Source organism: Roseateles sp. GW823-FHT07B05 (assembly GCF_058794515.1).
In genome coordinates, this window is sequence record NZ_JBXAGX010000001.1 from 763,232 (window position 1) to 781,576 (window position 18,345).

General features: G+C 72.6%; 18 protein-coding genes and 1 other RNA gene. 11 read left to right on the top strand and 8 right to left on the bottom strand.

The annotated features are described in order from the left end of the window. Window positions 1-71: 71 nt before the first annotated feature. The 5 genes from AC1Q7O_RS03130 to AC1Q7O_RS03150 all read left to right on the top strand — a co-directional run bounded on the left by AC1Q7O_RS03130 (window position 72) and on the right by AC1Q7O_RS03150 (window position 6,164). Complete coding sequence (locus AC1Q7O_RS03130; RefSeq protein WP_492658460.1) at window positions 72-1,829, top strand: HDOD domain-containing protein; 1,758 nt, start codon at window positions 72-74, stop codon at window positions 1,827-1,829. 12 nt (window positions 1,830-1,841) lie between these two features. Further along, window positions 1,842-4,232 carry a protein kinase domain-containing protein gene (locus AC1Q7O_RS03135; RefSeq protein WP_492658459.1) on the top strand — a complete coding sequence of 797 codons (2,391 nt, stop codon included), beginning with the start codon at window positions 1,842-1,844 and terminating at the stop codon, window positions 4,230-4,232. A 223-nt stretch (window positions 4,233-4,455) separates the two neighbouring features. Beyond that, entirely contained in the window at window positions 4,456-4,824 is a 369-nt protein-coding gene (locus tag AC1Q7O_RS03140) for a DUF4398 domain-containing protein (protein WP_492658458.1), read from the top strand. An 18-nt stretch (window positions 4,825-4,842) separates the two neighbouring features. Continuing rightward, window positions 4,843-5,760: an OmpA family protein gene (locus tag AC1Q7O_RS03145; RefSeq protein ID WP_492658457.1), complete on the top strand. Its 918-nt coding sequence runs from the start codon at window positions 4,843-4,845 to the stop codon at window positions 5,758-5,760. Between the two features lie 11 nt (window positions 5,761-5,771). Next, a complete protein-coding gene (locus tag AC1Q7O_RS03150; RefSeq protein WP_492658456.1) occupies window positions 5,772-6,164 on the top strand; it encodes a hypothetical protein in 393 nt (130 codons plus the stop codon). A gap of 101 nt (window positions 6,165-6,265) precedes the next feature. Here AC1Q7O_RS03150 and ffs read toward each other — a convergent pair. The 6 genes from ffs to AC1Q7O_RS03180 form a co-directional block, all read right to left on the bottom strand. After that, an RNA gene (gene ffs / locus AC1Q7O_RS03155) (signal recognition particle sRNA small type) lies at window positions 6,266-6,362 on the bottom strand. Window positions 6,363-6,372: 10 nt separating this feature from the next. Then, window positions 6,373-6,759 carry a SirB2 family protein gene (locus tag AC1Q7O_RS03160; protein WP_492658455.1) on the bottom strand — a complete coding sequence of 129 codons (387 nt, stop codon included), beginning with the start codon at window positions 6,757-6,759 and terminating at the stop codon, window positions 6,373-6,375. Window positions 6,760-6,778: 19 nt separating this feature from the next. Beyond that, window positions 6,779-7,888: an AIR synthase-related protein gene (locus tag AC1Q7O_RS03165; RefSeq protein ID WP_492658454.1), complete on the bottom strand. Its 1,110-nt coding sequence runs from the start codon at window positions 7,886-7,888 to the stop codon at window positions 6,779-6,781. A 43-nt stretch (window positions 7,889-7,931) separates the two neighbouring features. Next, a complete protein-coding gene (locus AC1Q7O_RS03170; RefSeq protein WP_492658453.1) occupies window positions 7,932-9,125 on the bottom strand; it encodes a serine hydrolase domain-containing protein in 1,194 nt (397 codons plus the stop codon). Between the two features lie 60 nt (window positions 9,126-9,185). Then, window positions 9,186-10,499, bottom strand: coding sequence for a sensor histidine kinase (locus tag AC1Q7O_RS03175; protein ID WP_492658452.1), 1,314 nt, complete (start codon window positions 10,497-10,499; stop codon window positions 9,186-9,188). Then, the gene (locus tag AC1Q7O_RS03180) at window positions 10,496-11,158 is read right to left on the bottom strand and encodes a response regulator (protein ID WP_492658451.1); all 663 of its coding nucleotides are present in this window, start codon (window positions 11,156-11,158) and stop codon (window positions 10,496-10,498) included. Before AC1Q7O_RS03180 ends, AC1Q7O_RS03175 begins: the two co-directional genes overlap by 4 nt. Before the next feature lie 89 nt (window positions 11,159-11,247). Between AC1Q7O_RS03180 and dnaX the strand changes: the two genes are divergently transcribed. The 4 genes from dnaX to AC1Q7O_RS03200 are packed head-to-tail and all read left to right on the top strand — an operon-like array spanning window position 11,248 to window position 14,525. Beyond that, complete coding sequence (gene dnaX / locus AC1Q7O_RS03185; RefSeq protein WP_492658450.1) at window positions 11,248-13,188, top strand: DNA polymerase III subunit gamma/tau; 1,941 nt, start codon at window positions 11,248-11,250, stop codon at window positions 13,186-13,188. 11 nt (window positions 13,189-13,199) lie between these two features. Then, the gene (locus AC1Q7O_RS03190; protein WP_268165600.1) at window positions 13,200-13,526 is read left to right on the top strand and encodes a YbaB/EbfC family nucleoid-associated protein; all 327 of its coding nucleotides are present in this window, start codon (window positions 13,200-13,202) and stop codon (window positions 13,524-13,526) included. Window positions 13,527-13,539: 13 nt separating this feature from the next. Next, window positions 13,540-14,121 carry a recombination mediator RecR gene (gene recR / locus AC1Q7O_RS03195; protein ID WP_492658449.1) on the top strand — a complete coding sequence of 194 codons (582 nt, stop codon included), beginning with the start codon at window positions 13,540-13,542 and terminating at the stop codon, window positions 14,119-14,121. 11 nt (window positions 14,122-14,132) lie between these two features. Continuing rightward, window positions 14,133-14,525, top strand: a complete 393-nt coding sequence (locus AC1Q7O_RS03200) for an MAPEG family protein (protein WP_492658448.1) — start codon at window positions 14,133-14,135, stop codon at window positions 14,523-14,525. A gap of 165 nt (window positions 14,526-14,690) precedes the next feature. Here the strand turns inward: AC1Q7O_RS03200 and AC1Q7O_RS03205 are convergent, their stop codons facing one another. Beyond that, window positions 14,691-16,319, bottom strand: a complete 1,629-nt coding sequence (locus AC1Q7O_RS03205) for a transglycosylase SLT domain-containing protein (RefSeq protein ID WP_492658447.1) — start codon at window positions 16,317-16,319, stop codon at window positions 14,691-14,693. Beyond that, complete coding sequence (gene gloB, locus AC1Q7O_RS03210) at window positions 16,316-17,110, bottom strand: hydroxyacylglutathione hydrolase (protein WP_492658655.1); 795 nt, start codon at window positions 17,108-17,110, stop codon at window positions 16,316-16,318. Before gloB ends, AC1Q7O_RS03205 begins: the two co-directional genes overlap by 4 nt. 34 nt (window positions 17,111-17,144) lie before the next feature. Here gloB and AC1Q7O_RS03215 point away from each other — a divergent pair, with 34 nt between their 5' ends. After that, window positions 17,145-17,849 (top strand): class I SAM-dependent methyltransferase, encoded by a 705-nt coding sequence (locus tag AC1Q7O_RS03215; protein WP_492658446.1) that lies wholly within the window; start codon window positions 17,145-17,147, stop codon window positions 17,847-17,849. Further along, entirely contained in the window at window positions 17,846-18,334 is a 489-nt protein-coding gene (gene rnhA, locus AC1Q7O_RS03220) for a ribonuclease HI (protein ID WP_492658445.1), read from the top strand. Before AC1Q7O_RS03215 ends, rnhA begins: the two co-directional genes overlap by 4 nt. Window positions 18,335-18,345 lie beyond the last annotated feature (11 nt).

Sequence of the window (18,345 nt, forward strand, 5' to 3'; positions counted from 1 at the left end):
TAACAAGTGTTACTTCTGCGGTCGCCTCCGTCGTGTCTGAGTCCACTCCTGCTGTTGCTGCGCCTTCCCCGTTGAGAAGCTTCGGCCGCTTCGAGTTGCGTGCCCTGCTGTCCAAGAGCGCCCGCAGCCTGATCTGGCGCGTGTTCGACCCGCGCCATGGCCAGGAGCTGATGCTGTGCATGCCGCGCGAGAAGCCCAACAGCACGCCGGCGCTGGAGCACTGGCTGCGCATGGCCCAGGGGGCCGAGCGCGTGCAGCACCCCAACCTGGCGCCGCCGTTCGAGATCGGCCAGGTCGAGCACTGGCCCTACGTCGCCTACGACCGCGCTTTGGGCGAGACGCTGGATGAGCGCCTGGCCCGCCAGGCCGCGCCGCTGCCCATCGACGCTGCCGGCTGGGTGGCGCAGCTGCTGGAAGGCCTGGCCTTCGCCCACGAGGCCGGCCACGCCCACCGCGACCTGCAGACGGCAACGCTCCTCATCGACGCCGGCGACAAGGTGCGGCTGATGGGCCTGGAGGTGGCGCAGGAGGTGTTCCCCGCCACGGTGGACTTCAACGCCGTGACGCGCCGCGCCGTGCGCGAGTCGGCCGAGGAAGACGTGCTGTGCGTGGGCCTGCTGCTGAACCGCATCCTCAGCGGCAAGCCGGTGCTGGAGGAGAACGACCTGCAGCACGTCGTGCAGCAGATGCAACCCATCGGCCGCGAAATGGTGCGCCTGGGCTGGGAGACGCCGCACCCCATCCCCGACCCGCTGCGCGCCATCTGCAACCGCGCAACGGACCGCCAGCTGCGCCAGCGCTACCACCTGGCGCGCAGCTTCTGGCGCGCGCTGGACGGCTGGCGCCAGGCGGCCGCGCACGACGACGGCGGCCCCATCGTGCTGCTGCTGGACAAGCTGCAGCGCCAGGGCCACCTGCCGACGACGACGACCGGCATCCACCGCTTCACGGCCGGCTCGGGCCTGGAGGCGCAGCACGCCAGCGCGCTGTCCGACCTCGTGCTGAAGGACATGGCGCTCAGCCTGGAGCTGGTGCGCCGCGTCAACAACGCGCTCAAGCTCAGCGGCCACGCCGGCGAGACGGTGCTGAACATGCAGCGCGCCATCCAGATGATCGGCCTGGACGGCGTGCAGCTGGCCGCCAACGCGCTCAAGCCCTGGCCGGGCCCGCTGGCGCCGGTGGCGGCCGAGATGCTGCGCCAGGTGATGGCGCGCGTCGTCAAGGCCGGCCAGGTCGCGCAGGCACTGCGCCCGGCGGGTTATGACGGTGAGGTTGTCTACCTCATCACCGTCATGCAGAACCTGGGCCGGCTGCTGCTGCAGTACCACTTCCCGGACGACGCCCAGCAGATCCGCCAGCTGATGGTGCCGCCCGAGCCGACCGAGGAACTGCCTAACCCGCCCACGTTGAGCGAGCAGGCCGCCGCCTACGCCGTGCTGGGCTGCGACCTGGACGCGCTGGGCGCCGCCGTGGCCCGCCACTGGGGCCTGGGCGACGAGCTGCTGCAGATGATCCGCCGCCAGCCGCTGGACGCGCCCGTGCACCCGCCGCGCACCGACGCCGACACGCTGCGCCTGACCAGCAGCCTCGCCAACGAGCTGCTCGACGCGCTGGCGCTGCCCGAGGCGCGCCGCCGCCCCGGCGTGGAGGCCGCCACGCGCCGTTACGCCAAGGCGCTGGGCCTGGGGCTGGGGCTGCGTGAGGTCATGGAGGCGCTGAACCCGGGGGCGTCGCGTCCTGGCCAGACGTCGCCCGCGCCCCAGGCCGCACCGGCGCCGCAGGCCACGGCGCCCAGCCCGCTGCGCAGCCGCCTGGCAGGGCGCAGCTGAAGCCGCTGAGCCATGGCCGACGACCTGCCCCCCCAGCTCGGCCGCTTCCGGCTGCTGCAGCGCCTGGGCGAGGGCGCGCAGGCCACCGTCTGGCTGGCGCATGACCCGCTGCTGGACCGCGAGGTCGCCGTCAAGCTGCTCAAGACCACGGGCGTGGACGCCACCGAGCCCGGCACCGTCGACGAATGGCTGCACGAGGCCCGCGCCGTCAGCCGGCTGACGCACCCCAACATCGTCCCCGTCTTCGAGGCCGACACGCAGGGCGGGCGCTCCTACCTCGTGTTCGAGTACGTCAGCGGCGGCACGCTGAGCCAGCGCCTGCGCGCCGGCCCGCGGCTGACCGCGGCCGAGACCGTCACGCTGATGCTGGGCGTGCTGGACGGCCTGACCGCCGCGCATGCCGCCGGCCTGGTGCACCGCGACCTCAAGCCCAGCAACATCCTCATCGACGGACGCGGCCGGGCGCGGGTCATGGACTTCGGCATCGCGGCGCGCGTGTCGCCCACGACCAATGTGCCGGCGCGCATCGTCGGCACGCCCGGCTACATCTCGCCCGAGGCCGCGGCCGGTGCGCCGCCGCATCCGCAGATGGACGTGTTCGCCGCCGCCGTCATGCTGGCCGAGATGCTCAGCGGCCAGCGCCTGAACCACGACCCCGACCCCTGGCGCGCCGTGCAGCGCGTGCAGACGACCGACCTCGTGCTGCCGTCGGGCCTGGCGCCGGATGTGGACGACGCGCTGCGCGCCATCGTGCAGCGCGGCCTGGCGCGTGACCCGGCGGCCCGCTGGCCCAGCGCCACGCAGATGCGCGACGCGCTGGCCGCCTGGCTGCGCCCCGTGGCCGAGCCCGACGCCGACGCGCAGGACGCGCCGGTCCTGGACTTCCTGCTGCGCCGCATGCGCCACAAGAGCGACTTCCCGGCGCTGTCCGACGCCATCCAGCGCATCCAGCGGCTGACGCAGTCCGAGAACGAGAGCCTGGCCAGCCTGTCCAACGAGATCCTCAAGGACGTGGCGCTGACGCAGAAGCTGCTGCGCCTCGTCAACACCGCGGCCTACCGGCACACGGGCGGCGGCGGCATCAGCACCGTGTCGCGTGCCGTCGCGCTGATCGGCTTCGCCGGCATCCGCAACCTGGCGCTCAGCCTCGTGCTGCTGGAGCGCATGGAGAACAAGGGCCATGCGCAGCGGCTGCGCGAGGACTTCCTGCGTTCGCTGATGGCTGCGTCCGTCGCGCGCGAGCTGTGCCTGAGCGAGCGGGAGGCCGAGGAGGCCTTCCTCGGCGCCATGCTGCACCACCTGGGCCGCACGCTGACCGAGTTCTACTTCCCCGAGGAGGCTGACGCCGTGCGCCGCCTCGTCAGCCCCGCCGACGACGGCCTGGCCCTCAGCGAGGCGGCCGCGTCGGCCCAGGTGCTGGGCATGAGCTACGAGGCGCTGGGCCTGGGCGTGGCGCGGCAATGGGGGCTGCCCGAGAGCCTGCAGCGCGCCATGCGCCGCCCCGGCGGCGAGGCGCCGGTCAAGCTCATCGACGACGCGTCCGAGCGCCAGCGCTGGCTGGCGCGCGCGTCCAACGACATGGCCGACCTCATCCTGCAGACGCCGCCCGAGCAGGCCCATGCCAAGGTGAAGGCGCTGGCGCAGCGGCATGCCCGTGCGCTTGGCATCCAGGCGGAGGCCTTCGAGAAGGCTGCCGACACGGCCCGCCAGCGCCTCACGCAGATGACCGAGGCGCTGGAGCTGCATCTGCCCAAGCACTCGCCGGCCCAGCGGCTGCTGGCACCGCTGACGCCGTCCGTGCAGGACTCGCTGACCGCGCACGAGCTGGCGCCCACGCTGGTCATGGAGCGCACCGAGGTGCTCGGCGCGCCGGCCCAGCCGGTGCCGCCTGCTGAGCTGCTGGCCGCCGGCGTGCAGGAGATCACCGACGCGATGGTCAACAGCTTCCAGCTCAACGCCGTGCTGCGCATGATCCTGGAGACTATCTACCGCGCTTTAAGCCTGCGCCGCGTCATCTTCTGCCTGCGCGACGCGCGCGGCCAGACGCTGACCGGCCGGCTGGGCGTCGGCGACGACATCGAGCGCCTGGCGCCGCTGCTGCGCGTGGACCTGGTACAGCAGCCGCCGGACCTGCTGGCGGCGGTGTGCCTGAAGGGTGCCGACACGCTGATCCAGGACGCCCGCGCCGCCAACATCGCCGCGCGGCTGCCCACGTGGTTCAAGGGCGAGATGCAGGCGCAGAGCTTCCTGCTGCTGCCCCTGATGCTCAAGGACGCGCCGCTGGGGCTGATCTATGCCGACCATGCCCAGGCGGGCGCGGTGCAGCTGGGCGAGAAAGAGCTGTCGCTGCTGCGCACGTTGCGCAACCAGGCGGTGATGGCCTTCCGCCAGGCGGCCGGCTGAGCGGGCCGACCCCTCGGGCCCGCGGGATGCGGGCCTGATCGGCTGTCGATGCGTAGGGGCTGTCCGACAGCGGGTGGCGCCCGAGGCTGACCGTGCGCGCGGCGGCGCTCCGACGGGGCGGGCGGTGGCGCATGCGAATACTGACTGGGCAGGCTGCATGCACCTTCTTCGGTGATGGCGGGCACCGCCAGCAAGCCGGCACGACCACAACCAGGAGTCCCAGATGAATCCGCATTCACTGAAGAACACCGGCCGGGCCGTTCTCGCCGTCGGCGCCGCCCTCGCGCTGGCGGCCTGCGCGTCGGCCCCCGAGCCCAAGGAGCAGTTGGCCGTCGCCAACGCCGCCGTCGACACCGCCACCGGCAACGCCGCCGAGGCGCCCGCCGAGCTGGCCACGGCCCGCGACAAGCTGGCCCGCGCCAACGCCGCGGCCGCCCGCAAGGACTACGTGGCCGCCCGTCAGCTGGCCGACGAGGCCGCCGCCGATGCGGCGCTGGCGCAGGCGCAGGCCCGCAACGCCCGCTCCAGCCGCGCGCTGGCCGAGGTGCGCGAAAGCATCCAGCAGCTGCTGGCGCAGCTCAACCGTTCCTGACTCTGAAAGGCGCCCATCATGAAGAAGACCATCGCCCAACTGTCCGCCCTGGCCGCCGCCGCCGCGCTGTTCGCCGGCTGCGCCAGCGCCCCCACCGTGACCCCCGCGCTGCAGCAGGCGCGCAGCACCGTGCGCAGCGCCGAGGCCGACCCGGCCGTGCTGAAGTACGCGTCGCTGGACGTGAAGAAGGCCGGCGACTCGCTGAAGCGGGCCGAGGAGCTGAGCGCCAACCGCGAATCGCCGGCCGACATCGACTCGGCCGCCTACGTCGCGGCCACGCAGGCCCGCACCGCGATGGCGCTGGCCAAGGCGGCGACCGAGGAAGAGGCCATCAAGACCGCCGAAGCCGACCGCGAACGCGCCCGCGCCGACGCCAACGCCCGCCGCGCCAACGTCGCGCAGGCCCAGGCGGCCAACGCGCAGATCGCCGCGGCCAACGCCAGCGCCGAGGCCAGCGCCGCCCGCCAGCAGGCCGCCACCGCGCAGGCCGACGCGGCCACTGCGCAGGCCCAGGCCGCCGCGCTGCAACAGGAGCTGGCCGAGCTGCAGGCCAAGCAGACCGACCGCGGCATGCTGGTCACGCTGGGTGACGTGCTGTTCGAGTTCGGCCGTGCCGAGATCAAGCCCACCGCGCAGGCTGCGATCGCCAAGCTGTCCAACTACCTGAAGCAGCACCCGGACCGCCGCGTGCTGATCGAAGGCTTCACCGACAGCGTCGGCAGCGACCAGGCCAACCTGACGCTGTCGCAGCGCCGCTCGCAGGCCGTCGCGGACGCATTGTGCGCCCAGGGCGTGGACCCGGCGCGCGTCGACACCCGCGGCTACGGCGAGGCCTACCCGGTGGCCAACAACGCCAGCTCGTCCGACCGTGCGCTGAACCGCCGCGTCGAGGTCTACATCTCCAACGACAACCAGCCCGTGCGCGCACGCGGCTGAAGGAGGACGTCATGAACCGCATTCACCGAACTTGGCTGGCCGCCGCGCTGCTGACGCTGGGCGCCACGGCGGCGCAGGCCGGCAACAACGTCGACCCGCTGCGCCTGCAGTACGAGCGCGAGCGCGCCGCCTGCCTGCAGGGCCAGACCGGCCAGCCGCGCGACGTCTGCCTGAAGGAAGCCGGCGCCGCCTATGCCCAGGCCCGCCGGGGGCGTCTGGCCACGGCCGGCGACCGCCCGGAGCAGTGGGCGGCCAACGCCCTCAAGCGCTGCCAGGCCCAGCCGCCGGAAGACCGCGAGATGTGCGAACGCCGCGTGCGTGAAGGCGAGGTGGTGGGCAGCGTGTCCAGCGGCGGTCAGATGAGCACGCTGACCGTGCGCTCGACGGACATCCAGGGGAGCTGAAACCCCCTCGCCCAGGGCCTTGCCCTGGGCGGTCCCCCGAGGGGCCGGTTTGGGGCGGTTCGGCGCTCGGCCCGCAATGCGGCGGAGTGTTGTTGGGGGAGGGTGACGAGCCTGACCCCGGCACTGGTTGCAACGCTTAGGGCTGCTTGGTTCCCCACCTGACCCGGTTGGGCGCGCTTCCATGCGGGGAGGCCCGTCGAGCGTGATTCTAACCGGGGATGAAGCCTCGATTGATCGAGAGGTCCATGGCGAGCAGCAAAAGCGCCAGTGCGGTGAAGTAGCCCAGCAGGTGCAGGCGCTGCTGGCTCATCGCCCAGTGCCCGCAGACCATGTAGCCCACGAGCGCGACAAGCTTGATGCCCAGCCACGTGTCGCGCACCGGGTTGTAGCCGATGGAGCCCCACAGGCTCAGCCCGGTGACGACGAGGCAGGCGTTGACGCCGAACACCAGCACCATCAGCCGCGCGTCCTTGGCCAATTCCTGCAGGCGCGGCGTGCCGAACTGGAACAGCGCCCCGCGCGTGAAGAACAGGCCGAGGCTGCACCAGGCCAGCAACACGTGCCACTCGACCATCTGCGAATAGAACCACGTCATCGCAGAGGCGCCGCGTGGTTCAGCGCAGTGCCAGGTCGTCTTCGCTGAAGCGGATGTTCAGCGGCTCGATCAGCAACTGCTTTTCGCCCGCCTCGACGGTGCCCGCCACCCAGGCGGCGATGCCGCAGTCGCGGGCCACCTGCGCGGTGCGCTCGGCGTCTTCGGCCTTGACGAAGATCGCGAAGCCCGCGCCCATGTTCAGCGTCGAGTAGGCCTCGCGGTCGTCCTGGCCGGCCTGCTGCTGGATGAACTCCAGCACGGCCGTCTTGGGCGGCACGGTGTGGATGCGGTAGGTGAGCGCCGAGGGGTGGCGCAGCAGCTTGCGCCAGCCGTGGCCGGTGATGTTGGCGCAGTAGTGCGGCGCAATGCCGGCCGTCCACAGCGCCTCGGTCACGGGTGAGTACAGCGCGGTGGGCGCCAGCAGCGCCTCGCCGTAGGTCAGGCCGGGTGCGATCTCGGTCAGGTAGCCGTTCGGCAGGCGCTCTGCCAGCTTGCGGGCCAGGCTCAGGCCGTTGGCGTGGATGCCGCTGGAGGCCAGCAGCACGATGGCGTCGCCGGCGCCGAGCTTGTCGCCGACCGACAGCCGCTCCTTGGGGTTGATGAGGCCCGTGCAGGACGCGGCCAGGTCGATGCGGCCGTCTTCGACGATGCCGGCCAGCGCCGGCGTCTCGCCGCCACCCCAGGCGACCTGGCAGGTGTCGCAGGCGGCCTTCCAGCCGGCCACCAGCGCCTGCGCGCGCTGAGCATCGCCGAACCAGTCGCTGCCGCCGGCGGCCCAGTAGGCCTGCACCACCAGCGGCGTGGCGCCGACGGTGATGAGGTCGTTGACGGCCATCGCGATGGTGTCCTGCGCGATGCCGGCAAAGAAGCTCCTGCCCGTCAGCTTGGCCATCTCGTCGGCCACCAGCGTCTTGGTGCCCAGGCATTCGACGATGGAGGCGACGTAGAACGGGCCCACGTCGACGACGTAGGCCGACTCGCCGCGCGAGGCCTTGACCTCGCTGAAGCCGTGCCCGGCCAGGTGGGACGCGGTGGCCGCGGCGGCCCGCTGGGCGGTGACCTTCAGGGGGTCGATCAGGTCGTAGTTGACGCCGGCTTGGTCGTAGGTGAGGGGGCTGTTGGAGGTCATGTCGCGCCGCGGCTGTGAAAGGTGTTCAGGCGCGATTGTCTCTTCAGTGGCCCAAGAGCACGGCCGACAGCGCCGAATCGAGGCAATCGGCCACCCAGTCCGTGGTGCCGCCGCCGCTGGCCTGGGTGTTGCTGAACGCGAAGCAGGCGGCCTGGCCGTCCTGGCGCATCGCCACCAGGCTCGTGAACCCCGGCATGCCGCCGCTGTGCACCAGCAGCGGCGACTGCACCGTGCCGCCGCCCTGCCAGCCCAGCGCGTACTCGCCGGGGCGCAGCGCCCGCAGGCGGCGCAGGTAGTCGGCCGGCAGCAGGCTGCCTTGACCCTGCAGCGCGCGCTGGTGCTCGCGCAGCCACCGGGCGTAGGCGCTGGCGGTCATCCACTGGCCGCCGCTGCCCTGCAGCGCCTGCAGCCAGGCGTCGACCGGCGCGGGCACCTCGGCCACGGCCAGCGCGGCCGGGGACGGGCCGGCGTGGCCGGTGGTGCCGTCGGCCGGCGGCTGCACGAGCAGCGACAGGCCCAGTGGCTGGTGGATCTCGCGCTGCAGCAGCGCCTCGAAGCTGTCGCCCGCGGCGGCCTCCAGCATCCAGGCCACCAGCTCGTAGCCGATGTTGGAGTAGAGGAACTCGCCGGTGGGGCCGGCGGGCGGCGACTGCAGCGCCCAGGCCAGCACGGCGCGGCGGCGCAGCACCGGCGTGGCGGGCTCGGGCTGGCCACTGGCGGCCCAGGCCGCCAGGAAGGTCGCGAGGTCGTCCTCGCCGCCGTAGGGCAGGCCGCTGCGGTGGTCCAGCAGCTGGGTCAGCGTGATGTTGGCGTAGGCGGGCTGTTGCAGCGTGGCCAGCGTGGGGATGAGGTCGACGGGCCGGCTGTCCCAGCGCAGCCGCCCCTGCTCGACGAGTCGGGCGGCGAGCGCGGCCGTCATGGCCTTGCCCAGCGAGCCGGTGCTGAAGCTCTCGTCGCCCTGCAGCGGCGCGCCCTGCGGCTGGCGGCGGCGGCCGGCGCAGGCACGGTAGAGCTTGCTGGCGCTGTGGTACTGACTGGCGATGACGACGCCGGCCAGGCCGCCGGGCTGCACGGCGGCGCTGGCCTGGTCTTGCAGGCGCTGGTTCTCGGTCAGCAGGCGCGGGTCGAGGATCTCGTCGCGCTGGCCACCGCCGCCGCCACAGGCGGCCAGCAGGGTGGGCGTGCTGATGAGGGCGGCCAGCAGGTGGCGGCGGGTCGGTTGGGCCGGGTAGGACAAGGGGTCGATCCAGGGCAGTGGGAATGCCGCGGATTCTTCGGGTTTGACCCTAAAGGCTCGCTAAACCCCGCGGGGCTCCGGCAACGTCAGCTCGAACCCCACGCCGCGGCCGTGCAGGCCGGGCACGAGCCGCAGGTGGCCACCCAGGCGCCGAGCGGCCTGCGCGGCGATGGCCAGGCCCAGGCCGGTGCCGGGCTGGGCCTGGCCGGGCGAGCGCCAGAAGCGGTCGAACACCCGCTCGCGCTCGGCCTCGGGGATGCCCGGGCCGTCGTCCAGCACGGCCAGCCGCGGCGGCGCGGCGCTCAGGCGCAGCTCAATGTGGCCGCCGTCGGGCGTGTACCGCAGCGCGTTGTCCAGCAGGTTCTGCAGCACGTGGACGAGGGCGGCGCGGTCGCCGTACCAGGGCAGCTGCTCGGGCCCTTCCAGCGCCAGCTGCTGGTGCCGGGCGCGGGCCTGGGCATGCAGCGACGCGAGCAGCTCCGCGCCGAGGTCGGCCAGGTCCAGCGCCTCGGCCGGGCGGTCGCCGCGGTCCAGCAGCGCCAGGTCCAGCAGTTGCTGGGACAGGTGGGCGGTGCGCTGCAGCGTGGCCAGCAGCTCGGCGGCGCTGGCGCGCTGGTCGCGCGCGTCGCCGGCCTCCAGCAGCAGGTGCACCTGGGCGGCCAGGGCCGCCAGCGGCGTGCGCAGCTCGTGGGCGGCGTCTTGCACAAAGGCGCGCTCCAGCGCCAGGCGCTCGTCCAGGCGCGCGATGAGGGCGTCGAACGCGCGGCCCACCGGCGCCAGCTCGGCGTAGCGCAGGTCCAGCCCCAGCGGTTGCAGCGGGCCGCGCGGGTCCAGCGCCGCCACCCGGGCCGTGAAGCGCCGCAGCGGCCGCAGCCCGCTGCGCACGGCCAGCCACAGCGGCAGCGCCAGCAGCGGCAGCGCGATCAGCAGCTGCACCAGCAGCTCGCTGGCCTGCCAGCGCAGCAGCGTGGCGTCGTCGGGCAAGGCCTCGTGTACCTGCAGCCGCCAGCGCTCGCCCTGCACGATCGCGTGCGCCGCGTTGGCCGGTGGCGGCGCGTCGGGCAGCGTCAGCTGCAGCTGGCCGGCGGCGTCCCACAGCTGCACGTGCAGCGGCTGCAGCGGCATGGGCAGCTGTGCGCGCTCGCGGTTGAGCTGCTGCACAAAGCCCTGCAGCGCCTGCCGGGCGGTGGCGGCGTCGGGCAGGCTGTCCACCAGGTGCAGCATGACCTGCGCGACGGGCCGCACCTGCGCCGCGTCGGCCTGGCGCTTGATGTCCCAGACGTTGAAGGCCGTCAGCAGCACCGCGACGCCGGCCAGCGCCGTCAGCAGCGTCAGCACCAGGCGCCGCGTCAGCGTGCGCGGCGGCCAGGTCATGGCAGCGCCTCCAGCCAGTAGCCCACGCCGCGCAGCGTGCCGATGCGCTCGGCGCCGATCTTGCGGCGCAGGTTGCTCAGGTGCATCTGCAGCGCGGTGAGCTGCAGCGCGTCGCCCAGCGGCTCCAGCCGCTGCGCGAGCTGGTGGCGCGGCACCACCTGGCCGCCGGCCTCGGCCAGTGCCTGCAGCAGCTGGAACTCGCGTGGCGACAGCGCCAGCACCTCGCCGTGCAGCAGCGCGCGGGCGCGGCCGGGCTGCAGCACTAGGGCGCCGAACGGCCAGTCGTCGCTGCTCTGCTGCGCGCTGCGGCGGGCCACGGCGCGCAGCCGGGCCAGCAGCTCGGGCACCTCGAAGGGTTTGACGAGGTAGTCGTCGGCGCCGGCGTCCAGGCCGTCCAGCCGCTGGTGCAGCGAGCCCTGCGCCGTGATGACCAGCACCGGTGTACCGACGCCGGCCTGCCGCCAGCGCCGCAGCAGCGCCAGGCCGCTGCCGTCGGGCAGGCCCAGGTCCAGCAGCACGGCCTGCACGCCGGCGTCACCCAGGTCGGGCGGCACGTCGGCCGCGCGGCGCACCCACAGCGTGTCGTGCCCCGCGGCCAGCAGCGCCCGGTGCAGCGCGCTGCCCAGGGCCAGGTCGTCTTCGATCAGCAGCACCAGCATGGGCAGGGCGGGGCAGTCATGCCAGGAAGGCGCGCAGCATATCGGCAGCCGGCCGACCGGGGCGGCTGCCGCTCCTAGAATCCGCGCCCATGAGTTATCTGGTCCTGGCCCGCAAATACCGTCCGCAGAGTTTCGAGCAGCTCGTCGGCCAGGAGCATGTCGTGCAGGCGCTGGCCAACGCGCTGACGCAGGGCCGGCTGCACCACGCCTACCTGTTCACCGGCACGCGCGGCGTCGGCAAGACGACGGTGTCGCGCATCCTCGCCAAGAGCCTGAACTGCACCGGGCCGGACGGCACGGGCGGCATCACGGCGCAGCCCTGTGGCGTCTGCGCGGCCTGCCGCGACATCGACTCGGGCCGCTTCGTCGACTACGTGGAGCTGGACGCGGCCTCCAACCGCGGCGTCGAGGAGATCTCGCAGCTGCTGGACCAGGCGGTCTACAAGCCCGTCGTCGGCCGCTTCAAGGTCTACATGATCGACGAAGTGCACATGCTGTCGAACACCGCGTTCAACGCGATGCTGAAGACGCTGGAGGAGCCGCCCGAGTACCTGAAGTTCGTGCTGGCGACGACCGACCCGCAGAAGGTGCCCGTCACCGTGCTGTCGCGCTGCCTGCAGTTCAACCTGCGGCCCATGGCGGCGGCCGACGTGCAGAGCCACCTGGGCAACGTGCTGGGCGCCGAGAGCGTGCCGGCCGAGCCGGGCGCGCTGCGGCTGCTGTCGCGCGCGGCACGCGGCTCCATGCGCGACGCGCTGTCGCTGACCGACCAGGCCATTGCCTTCGGCGCCGGCAACCTCACCGAAGCCGGTGTGCGCCAGATGCTGGGCAGCGTGGACCGTGGCCATGTCGTGTCAATAGTCGATGCGCTGGCCGCGGCCAGCGGCGAGGCTGTCGTGGCTCAGGCCGATGCGCTGCGCGGCGCGGGCCTGTCGGCCGCCGGCACGCTGGAGGACCTGGCCACGCTGTTCCAGCAGATGGCGCTGGCCCAGGCCGCGCCCGCCGCGCTGGACGACGCCGACGGCGAGACGGCCGAGATCCGCCGCCTGGCCGCCGCGCTGCCGGCCGACGAGATCCAGCTGATGTACAGCATGGCCTTGCACGGCCGCGCCGAGCTGCCCCTGGCGCCCGACGAGTACGCCGGCCTGTTGATGGTGCTGCTGCGCATGCTGGCCTTTCGCCCGGCCGGCACGACGCCCAAGCCCGTGAAGACCGCAGCGCTGGTGCGCCCGCCGGCCGTGGCCAAGGCCGTCGTGGCGGTGCCGCTGCCCAAGGCCGTGCCGCCCGCGCCCGCGGTGGCGTCGCCTGTGCACAGCCCGATCGTTGCAGCCCCCATCGTGGCTGCCCCGGTCGCCGCACCGGTATCGGCGCCTGTCGCCGCGCCTGTTGCCGCGCCGGTCGTGGCCGAGCCTGCGCCCGCGCCCGCACCCAAGGTCGCGGAGCCGGCCGCCCCGAGCTTCGGCGCTCGCCTGCGCCCGCGCCCCGTCGAGCAGGCGGCGGTGGAGGACGACGCCGATTTCGGCGACGGCGCGCCGCCCGACGATGCGCCGCCGCCGTGGATGGAGGCCGACGACGCGCCCTCTGCCGCCGCGGCGCCCGATACCCGCGAGCCGGATGCGCCGCGCCGCATCGAGCTGCGCGAGACGCCCGAAGGCGCGCGCTGGGCCGAGCGCATCGCCGCGGCCAGCATCCTCGGCATGACCGGCGAGCTGGCCCGCCAGGCCCAGGCACTGGGCTGCGAGACGGTGGACGGCCGCGAGGTCTGGCGGCTGCGCGTGGAGCGCGAGTCGCTGCGCGCGCCGGCGCTGGTCGCCAAGCTCGAAGCCGCGCTGGACGCGACGCTGCACATCGAGGCCGGCGTAGCCGACGACTCCATCGCGCTGCGCACCGTGGCCCGCGCCGAGGCGCAGCAGCGCGCGGCCGAAGACCTCGCCGCGGCGCATCCGATGACGCGCACGCTGCTGTCCCAATTCCCGTCGGCACGCATCCTGCCGGGCTCCGTGCAGCCCGTGCTGACACCTTCAACTTAAAGGAAACGATCATGATGAAAGGCCAACTCGCCGGCTTGATGAAGCAAGCCCAGGCGATGCAGGACAACCTGAAGAAGGCGCAGGAAGAGCTCGCCAATGTCGAGGTGGAGGGCCAGAGCGGCGCCGGCCTCGTGAAGGTGCTGATGACCTGCAAGAACGAAGTCCGCCGCGTCACCATCGACCCCAGCCTGCTGGCCGATGACAAGGACATGCTGGAAGACCTCGTCGCCGCCGCCTTCAACGACGCGGCCCGCCGCGCCGAGGCCACCAGCGCCGAGAAGATGGGCAAGCTGACGGCCGGCATGCCGCTGCCCCCGGGCATGAAGTTCCCTTTCTGAGCTCGACCGCCTCTTGAACGCACTCGATAGCCTCATCGAGGCGCTCAAGCGCCTGCCCGGCGTGGGCCAGAAGTCGGCCCAGCGCATGGCCTACCACCTGCTGCAGCATGACCGTCAGGCCATGCCGCGGTTGGCCGGCGCGCTGACGGCGGCGGTGGAGCGCATCAAGCATTGCGAGCGCTGCCACACGTTCAGCGAGACGCCGCTGTGCAATGTCTGCGCCGACACCAAGCGCGACGGCCGGCTGCTGTGCGTCGTCGAGACGCCGGCCGACCAGGCGGCGCTGGAACGCACCGGCTCCTACCTGGGCTACTACTTCGTGCTGCTGGGGCGGCTGTCGCCGCTGGACGGCGTGAGCACGCGCCAGATCGGCGCGGCGGAGCTGCTGGCGCGGGCGTCGGAGGATGGCGTGCAGGAGGTCATCCTCGCGACCAGCTTCACCGCCGAGGGCGAGGCCACGGCCCATGTGCTGGCCGAGGCGCTGCGCGCGCGCGGCATCAAGTCCACCCGGCTGGCGCGCGGCGTGCCGGTGGGCAGCGAACTTGAATACGTGGACCTGGGCACCATCGCCCATGCCCTGTCTGACCGCCGCTGAAGGAGACCGACTTGACCCTCGCCCAACTCTGCCTGCTCGTGGCCTGCGTGCTGCCCGTCGTGTGCGCGGCGCTGGCCAAGTCCAAGGGCTTCGGCAAGCGCCGCCGCGACGGCGGCTTCGACAACCACTCGCCGCGCGAATGGCTGGCGACGCTGCAGGGCTGGCAGGCACGCGCCAACGCGGCACAGGCCAACAGCTGGGAGGCGCTGCCGGTGTTCATCGCCGGCCTGTTCGTGGCCCACCAGCACCAGGCCGCGCAGGGCACGGTGGACATGCTGGCGCTGGGCTTCCTGGCCGCGCGGCTGGCCTATATCGGCCTGTACCTGGCCGACCAGGCATCGCTGCGCTCGCTGCTGTGGGTGACGGGCCTGGGCTTCTGCGTCGCACTGTTCTTCGCGCGCTGATTCGAGAAGGCTGGCTGAACAAGGCGGGCCGAGCGCCGGGCCGCCCCAAGCCGGCCCGTCTGGCGATGTGCGAGCGGCTCAATGCCGTGAGCATCGCCGTCCCCTTGGGGGACCGATCAGGCCCGCCCGCGTTCAGCGGTGCGGGACTGGGCGAGGGGCCCCACCTTACGGCGCAGCCGACGCAACCACGTTGCTGCGGCCCTTGCCGCTGCGGGCCTTGGCCAGCGTGCGGGGTGCGGCCGGCTTGGCGGCGCGGGCCGTCGTCGTGGCCTTGCCCTTGGCGGCCGGGCGGGTCGCCGTCGTGCCGGCCTTGGCCACGATGGGCTGCGACGCGGTGTAGACGACAACCGACTGGCCCGGCTTGAAGCGGGCGCCGTTGCCGACCTTGTTCCATTGCGCGACCTGCTCGGCCTTGACCTTGTAGCGCGCGGCGATGCCGGCCACCGTGTCGGCCTTGCCGGCCTTGAAGCTGACGCGGCGCAGCGGCGGCGCGTCGGGCGCGAGGTTCAGGCTGGCGGTGTCGGCCAGGCGTTCGGACACGTCGTCCTGCACATGCGCGGCGCGCGGCACCAGCAGCGTGGAGCCGGCCTTGACCAGCATCTTGGGCGGGATGCGGTTCACGTCGCGCAGCGCGGCCTCGGCCATGCCGGTGCGCCTGGCGGCCTCCGACGGGCTCATGGTCTTGGGCACCACCCAGGCCGTCCACGTGGCCAGCGGGCCGGCGTGGCGCGACAGGTTCTCGGCGAAGTTGCCGGCCTGGTCGTAGGGCAGCAGCACCTGCTGCGTGGCGGCGGCCAGGATGACCGGCTTGTTCATCTGCGGGTTGAACTGCTGGAAGGTTTCCAGCGACAGGCCGGCCAGCTCGGCGGCGAGCGCGACGTCGATGTCGCGCTCGATCTTCACGCTCAGGAAGTAGGGGTGGTTGGCCATCGGCGGCAGCGACAGCGCGAAGCGGTCGGGGTTCAGCACGATGTTCTTGACCGCCTGCAGCTTGGGCACGTAGTAGCGCGTCTCGTCCGGCATCTTCAGGCTGGCGTAGTCGGTCGGCAGGCCCAGGCGCTGGTTGCGCGCGATGGCCTTGCTGACGTTGCCCTGGCCCCAGTTGTAGGCGGCGAGCGCCAGGTGCCAGTCGCCGAACATCTTGTGCAGGCGGCCCAGGTAGTCCAGCGCGGCGCGCGTGGACGCGAGCACGTCGCGGCGGTCGTCGCGGAAGATGTTCTGCTTGAGGTCGAAGTCGCGGCCCGTGGCGGGCATGAACTGCCACATGCCAGTGGCCTTGGCACTGGACACGGCGTGCGTGACGAAGGCGCTCTCCACGAAGGGCAGCAGTGCCAGCTCGGCGGGCATGCCGCGCTTCTCGACTTCTTCGAGGATGTGGAACAGGTAGCGGCTGCCGCGCGTGGTCATGCGCTCGACGTAGTCGGGCCGCGCGCTGTACCAGGCCTCGGCTTTGCGCACCCAGTCGTCGTCCAGGTCAGGCAGCAGCAGCCCGGCGCGCAGCCGCGCCCACAGGTCGGCGCTGGCGTCGGGGGAGTCGAGGTCGATCTTCTCGCCGGGGCGCAGGTTGTCCTCCAGCAGCTCGGAGGCCATCGTGCGCACGGGCACGGCGGTGGCCGTCTCGGTGACCGGGGCGGCTTCGACGGTGGGCGTGGGGGCGGGGAGGGCAACCGGCTCCGCTGCGGGGGCGGGGGGCGGTGCGGTGGTGGCGCAGGCGGCGAGCAGCAGGGCCAGCAGGATCGGGGAAAGGCGCGCGAGCGCCTTGGGCGGGGCAAGTCGATGGATCAGCGTCGTCATCGGAATCCGTTCTTCCATTCGCGCAGCGTGGCGAAGACGTCGACCGGGCTGGGCGCGGCCGGGAGTTTCAGCGGCGCATGGCGCCGCGCAGATTCACGCAGCGCCGGTTCGGCGCAACGCAAGAAGGGGTTGATCTGGCGCTCGGTGCCGACGCGGCCGGGCAGCGTCGGGCGGCCGGCGGCGCGCTCGGCTTCGCACCAGGCGGCGTAGGCGGCGAGCGCCGGGTTGGCGGGGTCCACCTCGCGCGCGAAGCGCAGGTTGGACAGTGTGTACTCGTGGGCGCAGCAGACGCGCGTGTCGCCGGGCAGCGCGGCCAGCGCCTGCAGCGACGCGTGCATCTGCGCCGGCGTGCCCTCGAACAGGCGGCCGCAGCCGGCGCTGAACAGCGTGTCGCCGCAGAACAGCAGCGGCGAACTGTCGGCATCGGCGCCGGCCGGCCGGGCGAAATAGGCAATGTGCCCGGCGGTGTGGCCCGGCACGTCCAGCACGGCGAAGCGCAGGCCCAGCAGTTCGACGCTGTCGCCACCCTGCACGCGCGTGACGGGCTCGGGCATCTTTTCGTGGGCCGGCGCGTAGACGGGGCCTTGCAGCCGGTCGCGCAGCGCATTGACGCCGCCGACGTGATCGCCGTGGTGGTGGGTCAATAGAATGCCGGCGAGCGTCAGGCCCCGGGCGTCCAGCGCAGCGGCCACCGGCGCTGCGTCGCCGGGATCGACGACCAGGGCCTCACGGCCGTTGTCCAGCAGCCAGAGGTAGTTGTCGTCGAAAGCGGGGAGAGGCGTGAGCGTCAACGTGAGCGTCACCAATAAAGCGTCGAGTATAGATTTGGCTGCGTGGCTGCAGACCCCCCCCGGCCGTTACCTGCTGGCGTGGGAGCAGGCGCAGGTGGATGCGGCCGTGGCCGACCTGTTCGGCTTCCATGCGCTGCAGCTGGGCATGCCCGAGCTGGATGGCTTGCAGGCCAACCGCATGCCGCACCGCTGGCTGGTGGGGCACGACCTGCAGGCCGACTTCGACGCGCTGCCGTTCGAGAGCGCCAGCCTGGACCTCGTGCTGCTGCCGCATGCGCTGGAGCTGGCCTGCGACGCCCACGCGCTGCTGCGCGAGGTGGAGCGGGTGCTGAGGCCCGAGGGGCGGCTCATCGTCTTCGGGCTGAACCCGGCCAGCCTGTGGGGCCTGCGCCAGAACCTGGGCCGCCTCAAGCGCCGCGGCGAGCCCTACCTGCCCGAGGACGGCGACTTCATCGGCTACTGGCGGCTGCGCGACTGGCTGAAGCTGCTGAGCTTCGAGGTGGAGGCGGCGCGCTTCGGCGTCTACCGCCCGCCGCTGCGCACCGAGGCCTGGCTGGACCGCTGGCAGTGGGTCGAGGGCGTGGGCTCGCGCTGGTGGCCGGTGCTGGGCGCCGTCTATTTCATCCAGGCGGTCAAGCGCGTGCATGGCATGCGCATGATCGGCCTGGCCAAGAACGCGCGCATGGCGGCCAAGAAGGCACCGGCCGTCGCGCTGAACAACAACCACAAGAAACGATGACCGAAGAAGCGACCCGACCTGCCGTGGCGATCAAGAAGCCTCAGGTGACGATCTATACCGACGGCGCCTGCAAGGGCAACCCGGGCCCTGGCGGCTGGGGCGCCTGGCTGCACAGCGCCGGGCATGACAAGGAACTGTTCGGCGGCGAGCGCGAGACCACCAACAACCGCATGGAGCTGACGGCGCCCATCGAGGCGCTGGCGTCGCTCAAGCGCAGCTGCGACGTGGTCGTCTACCTGGACAGCGAGTACGTCCGCAAGGGCATCACCGAATGGATCACGAACTGGCAGCGCCGCGGCTGGAAGACGGCCGACGGCAAGCCGGTGAAGAACGCCGACCTGTGGATGCGGCTGGACGCGCTGCGCAAGCTGCACGCGGTGGAATGGCGCTGGGTGAAGGGCCACGCGGGCGACCCGGGCAACGAGCGCGCCGACATGCTGGCGAACAAGGGCGTGGCCTCCCTCAGTAAAGTGCGCTCCACCTAAACACCGCAGGG

Excerpts from the sequence above, each read along its gene's own strand:
- AC1Q7O_RS03135 (WP_492658459.1), top strand. The coding sequence starts at position 1,842 with ATGGCCGACGACCTGCCCCCCCAGCTCGGCCGCTTCCGGCTGCTGCAG.
- AC1Q7O_RS03140 (WP_492658458.1), top strand. The coding sequence starts at position 4,456 with ATGAATCCGCATTCACTGAAGAACACCGGCCGGGCCGTTCTCGCCGTC.
- AC1Q7O_RS03145 (WP_492658457.1), top strand. The coding sequence starts at position 4,843 with ATGAAGAAGACCATCGCCCAACTGTCCGCCCTGGCCGCCGCCGCCGCG.
- AC1Q7O_RS03150 (WP_492658456.1), top strand. The coding sequence starts at position 5,772 with ATGAACCGCATTCACCGAACTTGGCTGGCCGCCGCGCTGCTGACGCTG.
- AC1Q7O_RS03160 (WP_492658455.1), bottom strand. The coding sequence starts at position 6,759 with ATGACGTGGTTCTATTCGCAGATGGTCGAGTGGCACGTGTTGCTGGCC.
- AC1Q7O_RS03165 (WP_492658454.1), bottom strand. The coding sequence starts at position 7,888 with ATGACCTCCAACAGCCCCCTCACCTACGACCAAGCCGGCGTCAACTAC.
- AC1Q7O_RS03175 (WP_492658452.1), bottom strand. The coding sequence starts at position 10,499 with ATGACCTGGCCGCCGCGCACGCTGACGCGGCGCCTGGTGCTGACGCTG.
- AC1Q7O_RS03180 (WP_492658451.1), bottom strand. The coding sequence starts at position 11,158 with ATGCTGGTGCTGCTGATCGAAGACGACCTGGCCCTGGGCAGCGCGCTG.
- dnaX (WP_492658450.1), top strand. The coding sequence starts at position 11,248 with ATGAGTTATCTGGTCCTGGCCCGCAAATACCGTCCGCAGAGTTTCGAG.
- AC1Q7O_RS03190 (WP_268165600.1), top strand. The coding sequence starts at position 13,200 with ATGATGAAAGGCCAACTCGCCGGCTTGATGAAGCAAGCCCAGGCGATG.
- AC1Q7O_RS03205 (WP_492658447.1), bottom strand. The coding sequence starts at position 16,319 with ATGACGACGCTGATCCATCGACTTGCCCCGCCCAAGGCGCTCGCGCGC.
- rnhA (WP_492658445.1), top strand. The coding sequence starts at position 17,846 with ATGACCGAAGAAGCGACCCGACCTGCCGTGGCGATCAAGAAGCCTCAG.